The organism is Streptomyces albidus (ex Kaewkla and Franco 2022), assembly GCF_013870515.1.
Lineage (GTDB): Bacteria > Actinomycetota > Actinomycetes > Streptomycetales > Streptomycetaceae > Streptomyces > Streptomyces albidus.
In genome coordinates this window covers 1-17,840 of sequence record NZ_JACBXA010000113.1, presented here as the reverse complement: position 1 = coordinate 17,840, position 17,840 = coordinate 1, and the positions used below count along the sequence as shown (strand labels likewise).

Genomic DNA, 17,840 nt, shown 5'->3' with positions numbered 1-17,840 from the left:
CTCCTCGTCGGCCAGTCCCCCGCCGACGCACACGGCGTCGGCGCCCGCGGCGAGGGCGAGGACGCTGCCCCGCTCGAGGCCGTACGTGCCGGTGATGGCCTGCATCTCCATTCCGTCCGTGACGATCAGGCCGCTGTAGCCGAGGCCGCCTTCCTCGACCGGCGCGCGGAGGAGGCCGGTGAGGGCCGCGGGGCTGAGCGTGCCGGGCAGGGTGGCGTCGAGAGCGGGCAGCAGGATGTGTGCGCTCATCACGCCCTTGCTGCCCGCGGCGATCGCGGCCCGGAAGGGGACGAGTTCGCGCTCGTGGAGCGTGTTCATGTCGGCGTCGATCCGGGGCATCGCGTGGTGGGAGTCGACGGCGGTGTCGCCGTGCCCGGGGAAGTGCTTGACGCACGCGGCGACGCCCGCCTGCTGCAGCCCTTCGATGTAGGCGACGGTGTGCCGGGCGACCAGCCGGGGGTCGTCGCCGAAGGAGCGCACGCCGATGACGGGGTTGTCCGGGTTGGAGTTGACGTCGGCGGAGGGCGCCCAGTTGAGGTTGACGCCGCAGGCGGCGAGCCGGCGGCCCAGTTCGTGCGCGACTGCCCTGGTGAGGTCCGGGTCGTCGACGTGGCCGAGGGCGAGGTTGCCGGGGAAGGAGGACCCCGTACGGGCCTCCAGCCGGGTCACGTCCCCGCCCTCCTCGTCGATGGCCACCAGCACCTCGGGCCGTACGCCGCGCAGCTGTTCGGTGAGGGCGGCCAGCTGCTCGGAGGAGGCGATGTTGCGGCCGAACAGACCGACGGCTGTGAGACCTTCGCCGAGCTGCCGCAGCAGCCAGTCGGGCGCACTGGTGCCCGTGAATCCGGGCTGCAGCACGGCGAGGGCGTCCCGGGTGAGGCTCTCGGTGTCGGTTGCGAGCGTGGTCATGTGGCGCATTGTCCCTTCACTGATGGCCTCTCGCTGGGAGAAGGCGGGCGGGTGGGAGCGGGTGGAGGCGTGCCTATCCCTTCACCGCCCCGGCTGTGAGTCCGCCTACCGCCTTGCGCTGCAGGTAGAGGAAGAGCAGCAGGATCGGCAGTGCGAAGAGCGAGGCGGCGGCCATGGTCGCTCCCCAGTCGTCCCCGAAAGCGGTCTGGAACCGGGAGAGCCACAGGGGCAGCGTCTGGGCGTGCGGGTCCTTGTTCAGGATGAGCACCATCGGGAACTCGTTCCACGCGGTGATGAATCCGAACAGCGAGGTCGCCATGAGGCCGGGGGCGAGCAGCGGAAAGATCACCTTGCGGAACGCCTGGGTCCGGCCGCAGCCGTCCACCATCGCCGACTCCTCCAGCTCCTTCGGCACGGCGGCGACGTAGCTGCGCAGTGTGAGGATCGTCAGCGGCAGCACCATGACCGTGTAGAAGAGCGTGAGCGGCACGAGGCTGTTGAGCATGTCGGCGTCCCGCACGGTCATGTAGATCGCGATGACCATGACCTCCCACGGCGCCATCTGCGCGACCATGAAGGTCAGGACAACGCTCCTCCGCCCCCTGAACCGCATCCTCGCGAGGGCGAACGCCGCGAAGAGCGCGATGAGCAGCGACAGTCCGACCGCGAGAAGCGTGACGGTCACCGAATTGCGCACGAGCGACCAGAAGTTCTCGGCCCGTACGACCGTGGCGAAGTGCTCGAACGTGGGGCTGGAGGGGAACCAGACCGGTTCCTCGCTGATGATGTCGCTGTCGGGCTTCAGTGCCGTGCTGAACATCCAGTAGACCGGGAAGACGAATCCCGTGAAGAGCAGGAGCGCCGTCGCGTTGGGCCAAAGCCGTGTGAACAGCCGGCCTTTCACCGTTCGGCTCACAGCTCGTCCTCCTCTTGCCTCATGGCCAGACGCAGGTGGTACGACATCAGCGCCAGCAGGATCAGGATCGTGAGCACGGAGATGGCGGCCCCCATGCCGTAGTGCTGGTTGCCGACGCCCTCGACGAAGGCGTAGACGGGGAGGGTCTCGGTGAGACGGTCCGGGCCGCCCTCGTTGATCGCGAAGATGTGCGGGAACGCCTTGAAGATCCAGATGACTTCGAGGAACGTCGTGACCAGGAGGAACGGCTTGAGGAAGGGCAGCGTGACGGTCATGAAGCTCTGCCGGGCGCTCGCCCCGTCCAGTGCTGCCGCTTCGTACAGCTCGCGGGGGATGGTCGTGGTCGCCGCGTAGAGGTTGACGGCGACGAACGGGACGGACGTCCAGACGATGAGCAGCGAGATGACGAAGAACGTCGACAGCTGCCCGCCCGTCCAGTTGTAGTCGGCCATGGAGTGGAAACCGGCTGCGTCCAGGACCCAGTTGACGACGCCGAAGCGCTGGGCGAACAGCCATTGGTAGACGGTGGTCCCCGCGATGACGGGCATCGCCCAGGCGAGTACGAGCCCCACGGACAGCAGCAGCCGCATGCGGGAACCGAGCCGGGCGAGCAGCAGACCGGTCAGCGTGCCGCACAGCATGATCAGGAAGACGTTGACGACGGTGAAGAGGACCGACCTCAGGGTGACCCGCCAGAAGTCCTCACTGCCCAGCGTGTCCCGGTAGTTGTCCGTACCGGTCCACTCGGTGACGTGCTGGATCAGCTGCGCCATGTTGAGGTTCTGGAAGGACAGCAGGCCGTTCGTCACCAGCGGCCAGCCGAGGAGGACGGCGGTCGCCGCGAGCGCGGGAAGCAGCAGCAGATAGGGCAGTCCGCCGCCGCGCGGGTCGGGCTTACCCCGCGGTCCGTCCTCAGGATGAGGCTGCCGGGGTGTGCTTCGCACCGGCGGTGGCGCCTCGTGGGTCTGCACTGACATCTCTGCTCCAGCTCACGTGGTCGAAGAGCGGTTCGCCGCCCGGCCGTTGCGCCCCGCCGGACGGACAGGGGTGCGGTGGCGCCGTACGGGCTGCCGGGGCGTGGACAGTCGCGCCGCCCCCTCCGGCAACGCGACTGCCCACGCCCCGGCAGCCGGCCCTGCGGCTGTCGGCGGCCGCTACTGCTTCTGCGAGAGCCGCTTGTTGATGTCGTCCTCGACCGACTTGGCGGCCTCGGCGTGCGGCTTGCCCTTCAGAACCGCCGTCATATAGCTCTTCACGGGGTTCGGCGGGTTCTCCACGGCGGCCCACTGCGGGATCAGCGGCGTGAGTCCTCCTCCAGCCACGGCGGGGGCGGCGGCCTCCGCGGCCTCGTTGCCCTCGACCTTCCCTTGCAGGGAGGGCTTGTTGGGGATCACACCGCCCTCCTCGGCGAGCGCGCCCTCGAACTTGTCCGAGAGCGCGATCTTGAGGAACTCCTTTGCGAGTTCCTGCTTCTCGCTGCCCGCGGCGACGGCCAGGTTCGAGCCGCCGAGGAAGACGCCTTCCGGCTTCGAGGCGCTCTCACCGGGGATGGTGAAGTAGCCGATGTCCTTCTTGATCTTCGGGTTGGCCTCGACGGCGGTCCCCGCCTCCCAGCCCAGTCCTATGAAGGCGCCGGTCTTGCCCTTGGCGAAGACCTCCGCCTGCTGCGGGGTGGCCTCGTCCTTGTCCTGGGGGGCCTCGGAGTACGACGCGTACTTGGCGTAGATCTTCATGGCCTCGCCCACATCGGGATCCGCGAGGTTGGAGACCCACTTGCCGCCCCGCTTCTTGACCAGGCCGGCGTCCTTGCCGATGAGGAGGCCGTCGAAGAAGTACCAGTTCTGGCCGGGCAGATAGATCGGCTCGGCGTCGGTCTTCTTCTCGATCGTGTCGAGGGCTTCGAAGAAGTCGGCGCGGGTCTTCGGGGTCTTCTTGATCCCGGCCTCCGCCCAGATCTTCTTGTTGTAGATGACGGTGCGGTTGACCGTGTACCAGGGGGCCGCGTACTGCTTTCCGCCGTATACGGCCGACTCGTTGACGGACTTCGTCCAGTCCGCGCCGATGCTCTTCTTCAGATCGCCGAGTTCCGCGAGGCCGCCCGTCTTCGCGTAGGCGGGCGTCTGGGTGTTCCCGACCTCGATGACGTCCGGCGGGTCCGATTCGGAGAGGGCAGTGGTGATCTTCTGCTGGATGCCGTTCCATTGCTGGACTTCGAGCTTCAGCTTGGCGCCCGTCTTCTTCTCGAATGCCGCCCTTACATCCTTCTCCCACTGCTTGGGCGTCGAGCCGTCCATCGCCCACAAAGTGAGGGTCTGTCCCTTGAAGCCGTCCGCACCAGAGTTGGACTCGCCGCCGGATCCGCATGCGGCAACACCCGTCATCGCAGCCGCGATCCCCGCCGCGACCAAGAGTCTTCGCTTCACAGCACCCTCCCCAACGCACCGATGTGGCTTAATGGTTTAGACCAGTCCGCAGCTTGGCCTAGACCTATTGGGGTGTCAACGGTGCAGAAAGCCCGCCGCAGGTTCCGTTATCGGAACGACATCTGGGCGGGAGAGTCCTGTACACCCGCCTCCGTGCCACGATGTGAGCCGCGAAGCAGAACCGGAGTCCAGGCCGGGAGCCGGAAGGGCACCCGCCGAGCCTTCCGGGCCTGCGCCCGAAACGGTGCCGGGAACGGGGCGTTGAGCACGAGCCGCGTACACGGAGCAAGCCGGTGACGGCAGTACGAGGAGAGACGGGAAGGCGAGCCATGAGCACGGACGGGGGCGCGGTCACAGCCGCGGCAGAGCCGGAGTCCGGAAGCGGAAACGGCGGCGCGCGGACCGCTCGCGTGCCCAAGTACTACCGGCTCAAGCGGCACTTGCTGGAGATGACCGAGACGATGCCGCCCGGCACGCCCGTCCCTCCCGAACGCACGCTGGCGAGTGAGTTCGACACCTCGCGTACGACCGTGCGGCAGGCGCTGCAGGAACTCGTCGTCGAGGGACGGCTGGAGCGCATCCAGGGCAAGGGCACCTTCGTCGCCAAGCCCAAGGTCTCCCAGGCGTTGCAACTGACCTCCTACACGGAGGACATGCGCGCCCAGGGCCTCGAACCCACCTCACAGCTGCTGGACATCGGCTACGTCACCGCCGACGACCGCCTCGCCGTCGCCCTGGACATCGCGTCCGGCGGGCGCGTGCTGCGCATCGAGCGGCTGCGGCTGGCCAGCGGCGAACCCATGGCGATAGAGACGACGCACCTCTCGCAGCGGCGCTTCCCCGCGCTGCGCCGCAGCCTGGTGAAGTACACCTCGCTCTACACCGCGCTCGCAGAGGTCTACGGCATCCATCTCGCCGAGGCCGAGGAGACCATCGAGACCTCACTCGCCACGCCGCGCGAAGCCGGGCTGCTGGGTACGGACGTGGGCCTGCCGATGCTGATGCTCTCCCGGCACTCGCTCGACACCGAGGGCGAGCCCGTCGAATGGGTCCGTTCCGTCTACCGGGGCGACCGCTACAAGTTCGTGGCCAACCTCCAGCGGCCACGGCACGGACAAGACGGCTGACAGTGCCACGAAAGCCCCAGAACGGCTGCGACCGCTCCTGGCGGGACGGCTCACTGATGCGGGGGCTTCCGCTACCGCACGGCCAAAAGGTGCTGTTCCGTTATCCGTGCAGGTAGTGACGGGGAGCGAGCCGCTCGTTTAGATTTCCTGCGCATCTCGACAGGAGATTCCCGACGGACGGAGCCCCGGCATGCCAGCGCCACCCGAATCACAAGAGACCGAGTCGCCCGTCATCACACCGACGCGAGTGGTCATCGGGCTGTGCCTGTTCGTCCCGTTCATCGCCATGCTGTGGGTGGGCTCCTACGCCCGCGTCGAACCGACCTTCATCGGCCTGCCCTTCTTCTACTGGTACCAGATGCTCTGGGTGCCTTTGTCCGCCGTGCTGACGATGACCGCGTACAAGCTCGTCAAGCGTGAAGACGCCAAGCGGCGCGCACAGCGAGAGGGCGATGCCCGATGAGTGGAGTCAACGGCACCGCACTTGCGGTCTTCATCTTCTTCTTCGTCCTCGTCACGGCGATGGGCTTCCTCGCCGCCCGCTGGCGCAAGGCGGAGAACAGCAACAGCCTCGACGAATGGGGCCTGGGCGGGCGGAGCTTCGGCACATGGGTCACCTGGTTCCTGCTCGGTGGTGACCTCTACACCGCGTACACCTTCGTGGCCGTTCCGGCGGCGATCTACGCGGCGGGCGCGGCCGGCTTCTTCGCCGTCCCGTACACCATTCTCGTCTACCCGCTGATCTTCACCTTCCTGCCCCGGCTGTGGTCGGTCTCGCACCGCCACGGCTACGTGACGACCTCGGACTTCGTACGCGGACGGTTCGGCTCCAAGGGGCTCTCGCTCGCGGTCGCGGTGACCGGCATCCTCGCGACGATGCCCTACATCGCACTCCAGCTCGTGGGCATCCAGGCGGTGCTCGACGTCATGGGCGTCGGCGGCAGCGAGTCGACGCACTGGTTCCTCAAGGACCTGCCGCTGCTGATCGCCTTCGCCGTGCTGGCCGCCTACACCTACTCGTCGGGACTGCGGGCGCCCGCGCTGATCGCGTTCGTCAAGGACACGCTCATCTACATCGTCATCGTGGTGGCGATCATCTACATCCCCGTCAAGCTCGGCGGCTTCGACGACATCTTCGCCAAGGCGGGCGAGGCGCTCTCGCAGAACAACCCGGCCACGGGGAAGCCGAAGGGCGAACTGTTCAGCGGACCGAACAACCAGTGGGCGTACGCCACTCTGGCGTTCGGCTCCGCCCTCGCGCTCTTCATGTATCCGCACTCCATCACGGCCACTCTTTCGAGCGGCAGCCGCAACGTGATCCGCCGGAACACCACCATCCTGCCGCTGTACTCGCTGATGCTCGGGCTGCTGGCGCTGCTCGGCTTCATGGCGATCGCGGCCGGGATCAAGGTGGAGAACGGGCAGCTGGCGATTCCGCAGCTCTTCGAGAACATGTTCCCGGACTGGTTCGCGGGCGTGGCCTTCGCCGCCATCGGCATCGGCGCGCTCGTACCGGCCGCCATCATGTCGATCGCCGCGGCGAACCTCTTCACCCGGAACATCTACAAGGACTTCATCCGGCCGGACGCGACCCCGGCGCAGGAGACCAAGGTCTCCAAGATCGTGTCGCTGCTGGTGAAGGTCGGCGCGCTGGTCTTCGTGCTGGGCATGGACAAGACGGTCGCGATCAACTTCCAGCTGCTGGGCGGGATCTGGATCCTCCAGACGTTCCCGTCCCTGGTCGGCGGCCTGTTCACGCGCTGGTTCCACCGCTGGGCACTGCTCGCCGGCTGGGCGGTCGGCATGCTCTACGGCACGATCACGGCCTACAACGTCTCCTCGCCGGTCCAGAAGCACTTCGGCGGCTCGAACGACATCATCCCGGGCATCGGGCAGATGGGATACATCGGCCTCACCGCCTTCGTGCTCAACGCGGTGGTCGCCGTCGTACTCACCTTCGTGCTGCGGGCCCTGAAGGCCCCGGACGGAATCGACGAGACGCGCCCCTCCGACTACACCGCGGACGCGGGAGACCCGGGCGTGAAGGAGGAGTTGCCCGCCCCGACGGCGGCGCCCTGATCCCTTCCTCGTCACCCTTCAGCATGCCGCACCCCGCTGACAGCGCGATTGTCAGCGGGGTGCGGCATGCTCGCCTCCATGGACTTGAGGATCAGACTTGCGCTGCCCGATGAGCTGGAGGCCGTCGGCGAGCTGACGGCGCGCGCCTACCTGGAGGACGACCTGCTGGACTTCGGCGAGGCCGACTCGTATCTGGACCGGCTGCGGGATGCGCGGCACCGCGCCGAGCACGCGGAGATGCTGGTCGCCGCAGACGCAGCCTCGGACCGGGCCCTGGGGGCGGTGGCGTTCGCAGCGTACGGCGAGGAGTACGCGGAGATCGCGGAAGAGGGCGACGGCGAGTTCCGGATGCTGGCCGTCGCGCCCGGGAGCCGCGGGCGGGGAGTCGGCGAGGCCCTGGTGCGGGCGTGCGCAGAGCGGGCACGCGAGCGCGGTCTGAGGCGGCTCGTGCTCTCCAGCCACCGGCGGATGAGGACGGCCCACCGGCTGTACGAGAGGCTGGGGTTCGCCCGCACCCCGGAGAAGGACTGGTCTCCGCTGGAGGGCTACCCCTCGCTGATCACCTTCGCTCTGGAGCTGTGAACTCCCCACAGTCGACACTAGATGTGGTGGCGGTTCGCGAGGATCGCCACTAGATGTATGCTCGTCCTCGCTGCCGCGCAGGGGAATCCGGTGCAAGTCCGGAACTGTCCCGCAACGGTGTGCGACGTGCTGCTCCATCCCGTTTTGCGGGCGGGGGGATCGGCCGTCGCAAGTCCGAATGCCTGCCGGTGGTGTCGAAGACGTCCGGGTTCCGAGGGATGGACCGGTGGGCGCTGCGAGTTGGGCCGCTGCCTGATGCGGCCTGCCCGCGAGCATTCGCCGTGCGCACTCCCTCGTGATCCCATCCGAGCGAGGGAGAGCACATCCCGTGACCATCGCACCCGCCGATCCCGCCTCAGCGGCGGCCTCCGGCCACTCCTCCAAGACCGGCTCCACCCCACCACCCGGTGGCGTCGAGAGCGCCGGCGCGGACGGCTCGAAGTCCGGCCGCGAGCAGTCGGAGGCGCTGCTCCGCACCCTCACCGAGCTGACCGCCGACCTGCACGGCACCGACCCGCGTCGCGTCGCGACCGCGGCGCTCCGCGGCGGTCAACAAGGTGCGGGAGGAGCCGAGTTGCGCGCTCTCGCGGCGGAGGAGGCCGCGGGGCTGATCGGTGAGGAGCCCGCGTACTCACAGCTCGCGGCCCGGCTGCTCACGCTCGCGATCCGCGAGGAGGCCGGCGGCCAGGGGGCCACGTCCTTCTCCGCGTCCATCGCGACCGGGCACCGGGAGGGCCTGATCTCGGACACCGCAGCCGCATTCGTACGTGCGCACGCGGACCGGCTGGACGCCCTGGTGGATCAGGCGACGGCGGACGGAGCCGACGACCGCTTCGGGTACTTCGGGCTGCGTACGGTGCACTCGCGCTACCTCCTGAGGCACCCCACGAACCGCCAAGTGATCGAGACCCCCCAGCACTTCCTGCTGCGGGTCGCCTGCGGCCTGGCGGCCGACGAGTCGGCCGAGGCCGTCGACGAGGTCGCCGAGCTGTACCGGCTGACCAGCTCGCTCGCCTACCTGCCCTCCTCCCCCACGCTCTTCAACTCCGCCACCAGGCACGCCCAGATGTCGTCCTGCTACCTGCTGGACTCGCCCCTGGACGAGCTGGACTCGATCTACCAGCGCTACCAGGAGGTCGCGCGCCTCTCCAAGCACGCCGGAGGCATCGGTCTGTCCTACTCCCGCATCCGGGCGCGGGGTTCACTCATCCGCGGGACCAACGGGCACTCGGGCGGCATCGTGCCGTTCCTGCGCACCCTGGACTCCTCGGTCGCCGCCGTGAATCAGGGCGGCCGGCGCAAGGGCGCGGCCTGCGTCTACCTGGAGACGTGGCACGCGGACATCGAGGAGTTCCTGGAACTGCGCGACAACACGGGCGAGGAGGCCCGCCGCACGCACAACCTCAACCTCGCCCACTGGATCCCGGACGAGTTCATGCGCAGGGTCGAGGCCGACGGCGACTGGTCCCTCTTCTCCCCCTCGGACGCGCCGGAGCTGGTCGACCTGTGGGGAGAGGAGTTCGACGCCGCCTACCGGCGGGCGGAGTCCGAAGGACGCTTCGTCAAGCAGGTGAAGGCCCGCCAGCTCTACTCCCGCATGATGCGCACCCTCGCGCAGACCGGGAACGGCTGGATGACGTTCAAGGACGCCGCCAACCGCACCGCGAACCAGACCGCGGAGCCCGGCAGCGTCGTGCACTCCTCGAATCTGTGCACGGAGATCCTGGAGGTCACGGACGACTCCGAGACGGCGGTGTGCAACCTGGGCTCCGTCAACCTCGCCGCCCACCTGGGCGACGACGGCGAGATGGACTGGGAGCGTCTGGACGCCACTGTCCGTACGGCCGTGACGTTCCTCGACCGGGTCGTGGACGTCAACTTCTATCCGACCGAGCAGTCCGGGCGTTCCAACTCCCGCTGGCGCCCGGTCGGTCTGGGCCTGATGGGCCTGCAGGACGTCTTCTTCCGGCTGCGCCTGCCCTTCGACTCCGATGCGGCACGTGAGCTCTCCTCCCGCATCTCGGAGCGGGTGATGCTCGCCGCGTACGAGACCAGCGCCGGCCTCGCGGAGCGGCACGGCCCCCACCCGTCATGGTCGAAGACCCGCACGGCGCGCGGCGTCCTGCATCCGGACCACTACCCGGAGGCGGAGGCCGCCTGGCCGGAGCGCTGGGAGGCGCTGCGCGCCCGGATCGCCCGTACGGGGATGCGCAATTCGCTGCTGCTGGCCATCGCGCCGACCGCCACCATCGCCGCGATCGCGGGCGTGTACGAGTGCATCGAGCCGCAGGTCTCCAACCTCTTCAAGCGGGAGACGCTCAGCGGGGAGTTCCTTCAGGTGAACGCCTACCTGGTCGCGGAGTTGAAGCGGCTCGGGCTGTGGGACGAGCGTGCCCGCGAGGCCCTGCGCGACTCGGCCGGTTCCGTACAGGAGCTCGGCTGGGTGCCCGAGGATGTCCGCCGGCTCTACCGCACCGCGTGGGAGCTGCCTCAGCGTTCACTGATCGACATGGCCGCGGACCGCACCCCGTACATCGACCAGAGCCAGTCGCTCAACCTGTTCATGGCGGCACCCACGATCGGCAAGCTCAGCTCGATGTACGCCTATGCCTGGAAGCGCGGCATCAAGACGACGTACTACCTGCGTTCGCGCCCGGCGACCCGTATCGCCCGCGCGGCCGGCGCCTCGGCCGCCACCGGGATCCCCAAGGCCCGGGGGCGCGACGCGGCGAACACCCCTGAGCCCGCCGGGACTTACGAAGCGCGCGAGAGCGCACACGCCCCGGCCGGTGCCGCCGATGTGACCGCCGTGGACGAGGCCACCGCCTGCTCCCTTGAGGACCCCGAGACATGCGAGGCATGCCAGTGACGACCAGCGCCAGCACCGGACCCGCCACCGAGACCACGGTCGGCACCACCGGGAACCTGCTCGACCCCGGTTTCGAGCTGACCCTGCGCCCCATGCGCTATCCCGGCTTCTACGACCGCTACCGCGACGCCATCAAGAACACCTGGACCGTCGAGGAGGTCGATCTCCACTCCGACGTCTCCGACCTCGCCAAGCTCACCCCCGGCGAGCAGCACATGATCAGCCGTCTCGTCGCCTTCTTCGCCACCGGTGACTCGATCGTGGCGAACAATCTCGTGCTCTCCCTCTACAAGCACATCAACTCCCCCGAGGCGCGCCTGTATCTCTCGCGGCAGCTCTTCGAGGAGGCCGTCCACGTCCAGTTCTATCTGACCCTCCTGGACACCTACCTGCCCGACGTGGACGAGCGGGCGGAGGCGTTCGCGGCCGTGGAGAACATCCCGTCCATCCGCGAGAAGGCGCAGTTCTGCTTCCGCTGGATGGCGGCGATGGAGGGCGGCGAGGGCGAGAGCAGGATCGACAGGCTGGAGAGCAGGGCCGACCGTAGGCGTTTCCTGCTCAATCTGATCTGCTTCGCGGCCTGCATCGAGGGGCTCTTCTTCTACGGTGCCTTCGCCTACGTCTACTGGTTCCGCTCCCGCGGCCTCCTGCACGGGCTGGCCACCGGCACCAACTGGGTCTTCCGCGACGAGTCGATGCACATGGCCTTCGCCTTCGACGTCGTGGACACGGTGCGCAGCGAAGAGCCCGAACTCTTCGACGCCGAGCTGGAGAAGGAGGTGACGCAGATGCTGGAGGAAGCCGTCGAGGCGGAGCTCCAGTTCGCCCGCGATCTGTGCGGGGACGGGATGCCGGGGATGAACACCGAGTCGATGAGGGAGTATCTGCGGGCGGTGGCCGACCAGCGCCTCGTCCGGCTGGGCTTCCCCGCGCGGTACGGCGCCGGCAACCCCTTCTCGTTCATGGAGCTTCAGAACGTGCAGGAGCTGACCAACTTCTTCGAACGGCGTGCCTCCGCCTATCAGGTCGCCGTGGAGGGTTCGGTCTCCTTCGACGACGACTTCTGAGCACGTCAAGGCACGGGAAAGGGGGCCGCGCTGTCGGCGCGGCCCCCTCGCTCACCGAGTGACGGCGGGTGTCAGCCCTTGCCGCCCTTGAGGCAGCCACCGCAGTTGTGGAACGTCACGTCCCAGTGGTTGCCCTCGTCGAAGTAGATGTTCCCCGAGCCGGACTGCCACTTGTTTCCACCGATGGAGGTGAAGGTGTTCTTGACGTAGTTGGTCACGCAGCTCGTCATGTGGAAGTCGAGCTTGTAGCCGTTCCAGTGGCTGTAGGTGCCGTCCGCGTGACCCGTCTCGGTGCCGCCGGTGACGGTCAGGGCGCAGCCGCTGGCGCCCTTGAGCGTGATGGCGCCCTGGATCGTGGCCGAGTTGACCTGGTCCAGCGAGGTGCAGTTGGGCTTGTTCCGGTCGCTGCAGCCACCGCTGGAGGTGATGCTGATGCCGGCTCCGCTCAGCTGGCTCGCAGCCTGGGAGTGGCTCAGCTTGGCCAGCGGAGCAGCTTCCTTGGCCTTGGCGGGGGCTTCGCCGGCCTCGGCGGCGTAGGCCGTGGAGAAGATCGCGAGTGCCAGCGTCGAAGCGCCGATCGCGGCTCGCAACATGGTCTTGTTCATGGGGGGTTGATTTCCTTCCTGGTCATCGGCAGAGGTGGGGCAAGGTTCAGGAGACGCCGCAGTCGGGCGCGTCCCAGTACTTGCTGGAGCGGTGGTCCACATGGGTGTGGTCGTCGTGGCCGGGGTAGCCCGGCCCGAGGATGCCGTGGAAGCCGCGGTTGCGCGCCTCCTTGGCCATCGTGCACAGCGAGTGGGATCCGGCGCCGAGGTCGGCCGCGTCACCGTAGAGGTGCCGGCTCGAAGGCGCCCCGCCCACCTGGTCGTTGCACGCCTTGGAGCGGAATCCGCTGGTGACCCTCAACGGCTGGTCGCCGAGGGAGTGACGCATCGCTTCCAGCTTCCACATGGTGCGCAGCGCGTTGGACTTGGCCTGTGCGGCGCTGACGGCTCCGCCGCTCCAGTCGGAGTTGCAGTTGTTCAACTCGCTGAAGTCGAAGTGGACCGGGGAGCAGTCGTCGTCCTGCAGTTCGTAGATCTTCTGGTACGTCGCGGCTCCGGCGGTGCCGTTCGCGGTCAGCCCGTAGGCCTGCTGGAAGCGTGTGACGGCGGCCTTGGTCGCCGGACCGAACTGGCCGTCGACGGTGATGACCTCGCCGCTGGCCGGGTAGCCGGAGATCCGCACCTGGAGCTGCGTGACGTCGTCCCCGGAGGCGCCCTGAGCCAGATCGCGGGTCCATGTGTAGCAGCCGTCGGCTGCTGCTGCCGGTCCGGCGGTCGCGCTGGCGGCCGATCCCACCAGCAAAGCTGCCGCGACCATGACAAGCGCCAGCACGGTTCTGACCGTACGCCGGGGCATGGTGCCTCCATGAAATGTGGGGAGTGACACCAGAGCTTGTCGTGACATGGTGAAGGCGTCAACAACGAGCAGGAAATGCCAATGGACAAGGCCACTGAATGAGGACGGCGTCCCCTCCGGGCAACTACGCAGACGGGACGGGGAGTTCGGAGCGATTCCGGCATCGCGTGGCAGCCTGAGCGGCATCCCACCGGGCGTGACAGGCGGCGCCCCCCGCCCCGTTCACACGACGACGCCGCCCCGCATGCTGCGCGGGGCGGCGTATCGCATCACGTCTCGGGAGCCGACTCCCGCACGTACCTCAGTCGTTGGGCACGGTCTCGTACCGCGGCGTGCCCTCCTCCATCTGCCGGAGGGCGTCCTTGCGCTCCCGCTTCGAGAGCCGGTCGATGTAGAGGTAGCCGTAGAGGTGGTCCGTCTCGTGCTGGAGGCAACGGGCGAAGTAGCCCGTCCCCTCGACGGCGATCGGCTCCCCCTCCGCGTCCTGGCCGCGCACGATGGCGTAGTCGGGGCGGGCCAGGGACTCGTAGGCGCCGGGCACGGAGAGGCAGCCCTCGTTGGAGTCGTCCAGACTGCGGCGCTCGGCGGGGAGTTCGTCCAGCACCGGGTTGCACACGGCTCCCACGTGACGGACGCCCTCGTCGTCCACGCAGTCGTAGACGAAGACCTTCAGGTCCACGCCGATCTGGTTGGCCGCGAGCCCGACTCCCTCGGCGGCACGCTGGCTCGCGAACATGTCGTCGATGAGTGAGGCCAGATCCTCGTCGAACGCGGTGACGTCCTGGCACTCCTTGTGCAGCACCGGGTTGCCGACGACGGTGATCGGACGGGCGGTTCCACGCTCGCGGTGGGCGTTCTCACGCGCCTCGCAGTCCCTGGTGTCGTCCACGAAGCCCCCAAGGCCCTGTTCGCCGCTGATCTCCTGCTGCTGTTGCGCCATTCCGCCGATTGCCTTCCTCGCCACCCGGAAACCCGAACCATCTCTAACGCTGGCCCTACAGCGTAGCCGGATGCCCGGCGCCTCCCGCCGCCTTGCCCCGACGGAGGTCCCGACGGGCACGGCCCGCGGCACGTACGACTCAGCAGACCTCTTCCAGGTCCCGCCACTCACGCGACTCGGGGCTGTCGGCGACCCATCCGTCCAGCAGACCCCTCACGAGGCCGCCCGGGGCCGCCAGCCCGCACTCCCGTTCCGGGACCCACGGGTCCCCGGGGCCGCCCGGCGACATGTGCCCCAACGGGCCCGGATGCCCCGGTGAGCTGTGGTCGTGCGGATCGATGTGTGCCGAGCCGTCGCCCTCGTCCGAGGGCATCCGGCTCTCCGAACAGGTACGGCACAGCAGCCGCACGGAGGAGGACCAGTCCTCAGCCGCGAAGCCGGCGTCCGACGCGAGCCGCTCCAGCGCGTCCCTGTCGGCCTCCGTGGCGGCCTGGAGCAGCACCACCCACGTCGGTACGGGAGAGGGCGCCCACAGCTCGATCTCGTCGAAGACCGGGTAGGACGGGCCGGCGCTCGTGGTCCGCTCGCCGTGCGGGACCCCGTCGTGCAGCACGACTTCGCCCCAGCGGCGCCCCGAGGAGGGCAGCGGGATGCTCTGGATCTCCAGGCGTGCCGGATCGATTCGCTTACCCCACACGACTTCGGCCTCGCCCTCGGGTGAGAGCCGGACCGCCGCGCTTCCCAGCTGCATGCCGGCGGGTTCGGCCACCGCTGCGCTCTGCGACTGCCCGGGCACGCGCAGTCCGTACGCCTGCCAGGCCCGCCGCGCGAGGGGCCAGTCCTGCAGGGCCGTGGCCGCGATGCCGACGTTCCACCAGTCGGGGGCTCCGGCCTGCCGCTCCAGCAGTGCGACGGCACGCAGCCCGGCGGCCCGCGCCTGCTCCCAGTCGTGCCGGAACTTGTGAAGCAACGCGAGGTTGAACCAGGACTCGGAGAGCCACGGCTCCAGGTCCGCGGCCTGTGTCAGCAGTGTGTCCGCATCCTCGTAGCGCCCGTCACCGATGAGCGTGAAAGCACGATCGGTCGCCTGCCGCCACGAGGCGGAGGGCCGATGCCGCACCTTGCCGAAGATCCTCACGATGTTCCCGCCTGGTTCCCGCCTGTTGACCGGCTGCCGTATGCACTCGCTCCTGCCACTGAAGCGCTGTGCGCCAGCCGCACATGCGCTCTGAGCACGGTGTCCGTGCCCTGTCCGCAGTTCCCCTCTCGCATCCAACCATGCCTTCGCGGGGGGCTGCTCACTACCCGGGCCTCACCCTGCGCCTCGCGACACCACCCGTGACAACGCCTCCACGACGCGTGGTTCGTATTCATCGGCGCCCCCCAGCCTCAAGCGCTCCAACGCCCGCAACGAGCCCTCCACAACAGCCTTCCCGGCGACCATGTCCTCGTACGCGTTGACCGCCCGGACGATACGGGCAGTGAGCGGCTGGTCACGGTAAGGATCTGCCTGCCGTTCGACCACCACGGCGACTTCCGCGGCCACTCCGGTCTGACGCACCACCGCCCCGCCCAGCAGCGCGATACGGCGCTGCAGGGCGGGATCGAGCTGTTCCGTGGCCCCTGAGGCCACCGGATCGACGAGCGAGAGCTGGCCGATGTCGTGCATCAGCGCGGCGTACTCCAGCACGGTGAGATCCGGCTCGTTCAAGCCCAGCTCGCGCCCCACCGCGCAACTGAGCGCGGCCACTCTGCGCGCGTGCCCGTGCGGTGTGTAACCGGCCACCTCCGTGGCGCGGGCCAGAGAGGCGATGGTCTGCCGGTACGTCGCGCGTACGGAGGCATAGCGCCGGAACGAGAACTGTGTGAGCAACAAGGGCACGCAGAAGACCGGCAGCGCCCACAGCCCGACTACGGCGACCGCCAGCGCGATGACCGCCCCGGTCGCGGCGATGGCCGGGACGATCCCGATGCGGGCGCGCAACTGGCCGCGCAGCAAGGGGCCCAGGGGCCGTCCCGTCCGTCCGGCCGCGAGCACCGCCGCGAGCACGGCGTCGCACAGACCGGTCAGCAGTGTGACGGCGAGCAGGCAGAGCGCGTAGTACGGGCCGCGACTCACCCACTCCGACAACACCCCCGAGTTGTAGAGGGGTTGGAAGCAGGTGGCGGCGAAGCCGACCGCGAGCACGCCGCGCACGGCGTGGTCCGGCGCGATCGAGGAACCCCGCGCCGCGCACGGCGCGACACCGGCGAGCCCGGCGACGATCACGACGGCGACGCACTGGAGGACGCCGTGCGTGCTCTGCGTGCCGCCGACCTCTCCCAGCATCGCGTAGCCCAGCGCCCCGGCCGAACCCAACGGCGCGCTCGTGGGCGCGCGTCCGTCGTGGTCGCTGCCGGGAAGCTGGACACGCACCGCCTCGCCGACAGCGATCACGAGCCCGAACGCCAGGGCCACCTCGGGCTGTTCGAGTCCGTGCCACAGGGTGAACCCCAGCGCGGCGCAGCTCAGCACCACCGCCGCGGCACGGCTCAGAGTGACGGCGTGCCTCATGTGCGGGGCCGGGTCGGGCCGGCGTGCGCGCCGGAGCTGCTGGAACCGATCTGCCGGGGCGGGCCGTTCACCTCGTCCGAGGCCGCGAGGGCGCCCGCCTCGGCACCGTTCACCGACTGCTCGCGGGCGCCCGGCACGTTCCCGCCCGGCCCGTCCGCCGTGACAGCCGGGGACCATCCCTGTCTGTCCAGCGCACTCGCGAGAGCCCCCACCATCCGCGGGTCGAACTGCGTCCCGGCGCAGCGCTGGAGCTCCGCGACGGCCGTACGCACCGGCCGCGCACGCCTGTAGCTGCGGGTCGACGTCATCGCGTCGAAGGCGTCGGCGACCGCCACCACCCGTGCGAACTCCGGGATTTCGGCTCCTGCGAGCCCGTACGGATAGCCGCTGCCGTCCAGACGCTCGTGGTGGTGAAGGATCGCCGAACGCGCCTCTCCCAGAAATCCGATGCCGCGCACCATCTCGTGCCCGTACTCCGGGTGCAGTTCGATGACGCGGCGCTCCTCGTCGGTGAGCGGGCCCTCCTTGCGCAACACCCGTGTGGGCACGCCGAGTTTGCCGACGTCGTGGAGGATGCCCGCGAAGCGCAAGGCCTCGGTGCGTTCCTCGTCCATGCCCAGTTCGCGCGCGATGAGCACGGAGGCACGCCCCACCCGTTCGCTGTGGCCGCGCGTGTAGCGGTCCTTGATGTCGACAGCCTGCACCAGCGCCCGGATCGTGGACTGGTGGGCGCCGCGCTCCCGGTGGTACTGCGCGAACACCCAGCAGCAGATGTACATGGGCAGCAGGACGAAGAAGGCCGCGACCGGCCCGTACGGGCTGCGCCACAGCACGGCCATCATGAGGCCCACGAGGCCGTGCAGCAGGTGCGGCGCCGCGGCCCGCGAGAACTGGCCCCGCCAGGCCGCACGCAACGCACAGCGCTCGGCCACGGCCAGGACGGCTCCGTCGAGCGCGGTGACGACGACGCAGA

At 69.0% G+C, this 17,840-nt stretch carries 16 protein-coding genes and 1 riboswitch; of the genes, 6 read left to right on the top strand and 10 right to left on the bottom strand.

Annotation, left to right across the window (positions count from 1 at the left end; all coding sequences use genetic code 11):
* From H5J26_RS17565 to H5J26_RS17550, 4 genes are all read right to left on the bottom strand, one after another.
* A partial coding sequence (locus H5J26_RS17565; protein ID WP_181766821.1) for a glycoside hydrolase family 3 protein occupies positions 1-909 on the bottom strand: 909 nt, incomplete at its 3' end.
* 73 nt (positions 910-982) lie between these two features.
* Positions 983-1,813, bottom strand: a complete 831-nt coding sequence (locus H5J26_RS17560; protein ID WP_181766825.1) for a carbohydrate ABC transporter permease — start codon at positions 1,811-1,813, stop codon at positions 983-985.
* A gap of 8 nt (positions 1,814-1,821) precedes the next feature.
* Positions 1,822-2,802: a carbohydrate ABC transporter permease gene (locus tag H5J26_RS17555; protein WP_181766820.1), complete on the bottom strand. Its 981-nt coding sequence runs from the start codon at positions 2,800-2,802 to the stop codon at positions 1,822-1,824.
* A gap of 177 nt (positions 2,803-2,979) precedes the next feature.
* The gene (locus H5J26_RS17550) at positions 2,980-4,248 is read right to left on the bottom strand and encodes an extracellular solute-binding protein (protein WP_181766819.1); all 1,269 of its coding nucleotides are present in this window, start codon (positions 4,246-4,248) and stop codon (positions 2,980-2,982) included.
* A gap of 329 nt (positions 4,249-4,577) precedes the next feature.
* Here H5J26_RS17550 and H5J26_RS17545 point away from each other — a divergent pair, with 329 nt between their 5' ends.
* The 6 genes from H5J26_RS17545 (at position 4,578) to H5J26_RS17520 (ending at position 11,972) form a co-directional block, all read left to right on the top strand.
* Complete coding sequence (locus tag H5J26_RS17545) at positions 4,578-5,375, top strand: GntR family transcriptional regulator (protein WP_181766818.1); 798 nt, start codon at positions 4,578-4,580, stop codon at positions 5,373-5,375.
* A gap of 190 nt (positions 5,376-5,565) precedes the next feature.
* Positions 5,566-5,838 carry a DUF3311 domain-containing protein gene (locus tag H5J26_RS17540; protein WP_181766817.1) on the top strand — a complete coding sequence of 91 codons (273 nt, stop codon included), beginning with the start codon at positions 5,566-5,568 and terminating at the stop codon, positions 5,836-5,838.
* A complete protein-coding gene (gene mctP, locus H5J26_RS17535; protein ID WP_181766816.1) occupies positions 5,835-7,454 on the top strand; it encodes a monocarboxylate uptake permease MctP in 1,620 nt (539 codons plus the stop codon). The genes H5J26_RS17540 and mctP overlap by 4 nt, the downstream gene beginning before the upstream one ends.
* Before the next feature lie 78 nt (positions 7,455-7,532).
* Positions 7,533-8,036, top strand: a complete 504-nt coding sequence (locus H5J26_RS17530; protein ID WP_181766815.1) for a GNAT family N-acetyltransferase — start codon at positions 7,533-7,535, stop codon at positions 8,034-8,036.
* 13 nt (positions 8,037-8,049) lie between these two features.
* Positions 8,050-8,241, top strand: a riboswitch (cobalamin riboswitch).
* 123 nt (positions 8,242-8,364) lie between these two features.
* A complete protein-coding gene (locus H5J26_RS17525; protein WP_419183814.1) occupies positions 8,365-10,905 on the top strand; it encodes a ribonucleoside-diphosphate reductase subunit alpha in 2,541 nt (846 codons plus the stop codon).
* Complete coding sequence (locus tag H5J26_RS17520; protein ID WP_419183815.1) at positions 10,896-11,972, top strand: ribonucleotide-diphosphate reductase subunit beta; 1,077 nt, start codon at positions 10,896-10,898, stop codon at positions 11,970-11,972. The genes H5J26_RS17525 and H5J26_RS17520 overlap by 10 nt, the downstream gene beginning before the upstream one ends.
* Before the next feature lie 71 nt (positions 11,973-12,043).
* Here H5J26_RS17520 and H5J26_RS17515 read toward each other — a convergent pair whose 3' ends face one another.
* From H5J26_RS17515 to H5J26_RS17490, 6 genes are all read right to left on the bottom strand, one after another.
* Complete coding sequence (locus H5J26_RS17515) at positions 12,044-12,577, bottom strand: hypothetical protein (protein WP_181766814.1); 534 nt, start codon at positions 12,575-12,577, stop codon at positions 12,044-12,046.
* A gap of 46 nt (positions 12,578-12,623) precedes the next feature.
* The gene (locus H5J26_RS17510) at positions 12,624-13,373 is read right to left on the bottom strand and encodes a D-Ala-D-Ala carboxypeptidase family metallohydrolase (RefSeq protein ID WP_181766813.1); all 750 of its coding nucleotides are present in this window, start codon (positions 13,371-13,373) and stop codon (positions 12,624-12,626) included.
* 301 nt (positions 13,374-13,674) lie between these two features.
* A complete protein-coding gene (gene def / locus H5J26_RS17505) occupies positions 13,675-14,313 on the bottom strand; it encodes a peptide deformylase (protein WP_181766822.1) in 639 nt (212 codons plus the stop codon).
* A gap of 139 nt (positions 14,314-14,452) precedes the next feature.
* A complete protein-coding gene (locus tag H5J26_RS17500; RefSeq protein WP_181766812.1) occupies positions 14,453-15,451 on the bottom strand; it encodes a tetratricopeptide repeat protein in 999 nt (332 codons plus the stop codon).
* 174 nt (positions 15,452-15,625) lie between these two features.
* Positions 15,626-16,867 carry an HD-GYP domain-containing protein gene (locus H5J26_RS17495; protein WP_181766811.1) on the bottom strand — a complete coding sequence of 414 codons (1,242 nt, stop codon included), beginning with the start codon at positions 16,865-16,867 and terminating at the stop codon, positions 15,626-15,628.
* Positions 16,864-17,840 (bottom strand): HD-GYP domain-containing protein (locus tag H5J26_RS17490; protein WP_181766810.1); only part of this gene is annotated, 977 nt, incomplete at its 5' end. The genes H5J26_RS17490 and H5J26_RS17495, both read right to left, overlap by 4 nt.

Coding starts and splice junctions, on each gene's coding strand:
- H5J26_RS17555 (WP_181766820.1), bottom strand. CDS start 2,802: ATGTCAGTGCAGACCCACGAGGCGCCACCGCCGGTGCGAAGCACACCC.
- H5J26_RS17545 (WP_181766818.1), top strand. CDS start 4,578: ATGAGCACGGACGGGGGCGCGGTCACAGCCGCGGCAGAGCCGGAGTCC.
- H5J26_RS17540 (WP_181766817.1), top strand. CDS start 5,566: ATGCCAGCGCCACCCGAATCACAAGAGACCGAGTCGCCCGTCATCACA.
- mctP (WP_181766816.1), top strand. CDS start 5,835: ATGAGTGGAGTCAACGGCACCGCACTTGCGGTCTTCATCTTCTTCTTC.
- H5J26_RS17530 (WP_181766815.1), top strand. CDS start 7,533: ATGGACTTGAGGATCAGACTTGCGCTGCCCGATGAGCTGGAGGCCGTC.
- H5J26_RS17520 (WP_419183815.1), top strand. CDS start 10,896: ATGCCAGTGACGACCAGCGCCAGCACCGGACCCGCCACCGAGACCACG.
- H5J26_RS17515 (WP_181766814.1), bottom strand. CDS start 12,577: ATGAACAAGACCATGTTGCGAGCCGCGATCGGCGCTTCGACGCTGGCA.
- H5J26_RS17510 (WP_181766813.1), bottom strand. CDS start 13,373: ATGCCCCGGCGTACGGTCAGAACCGTGCTGGCGCTTGTCATGGTCGCG.
- def (WP_181766822.1), bottom strand. CDS start 14,313: ATGGCGCAACAGCAGCAGGAGATCAGCGGCGAACAGGGCCTTGGGGGC.
- H5J26_RS17495 (WP_181766811.1), bottom strand. CDS start 16,867: ATGAGGCACGCCGTCACTCTGAGCCGTGCCGCGGCGGTGGTGCTGAGC.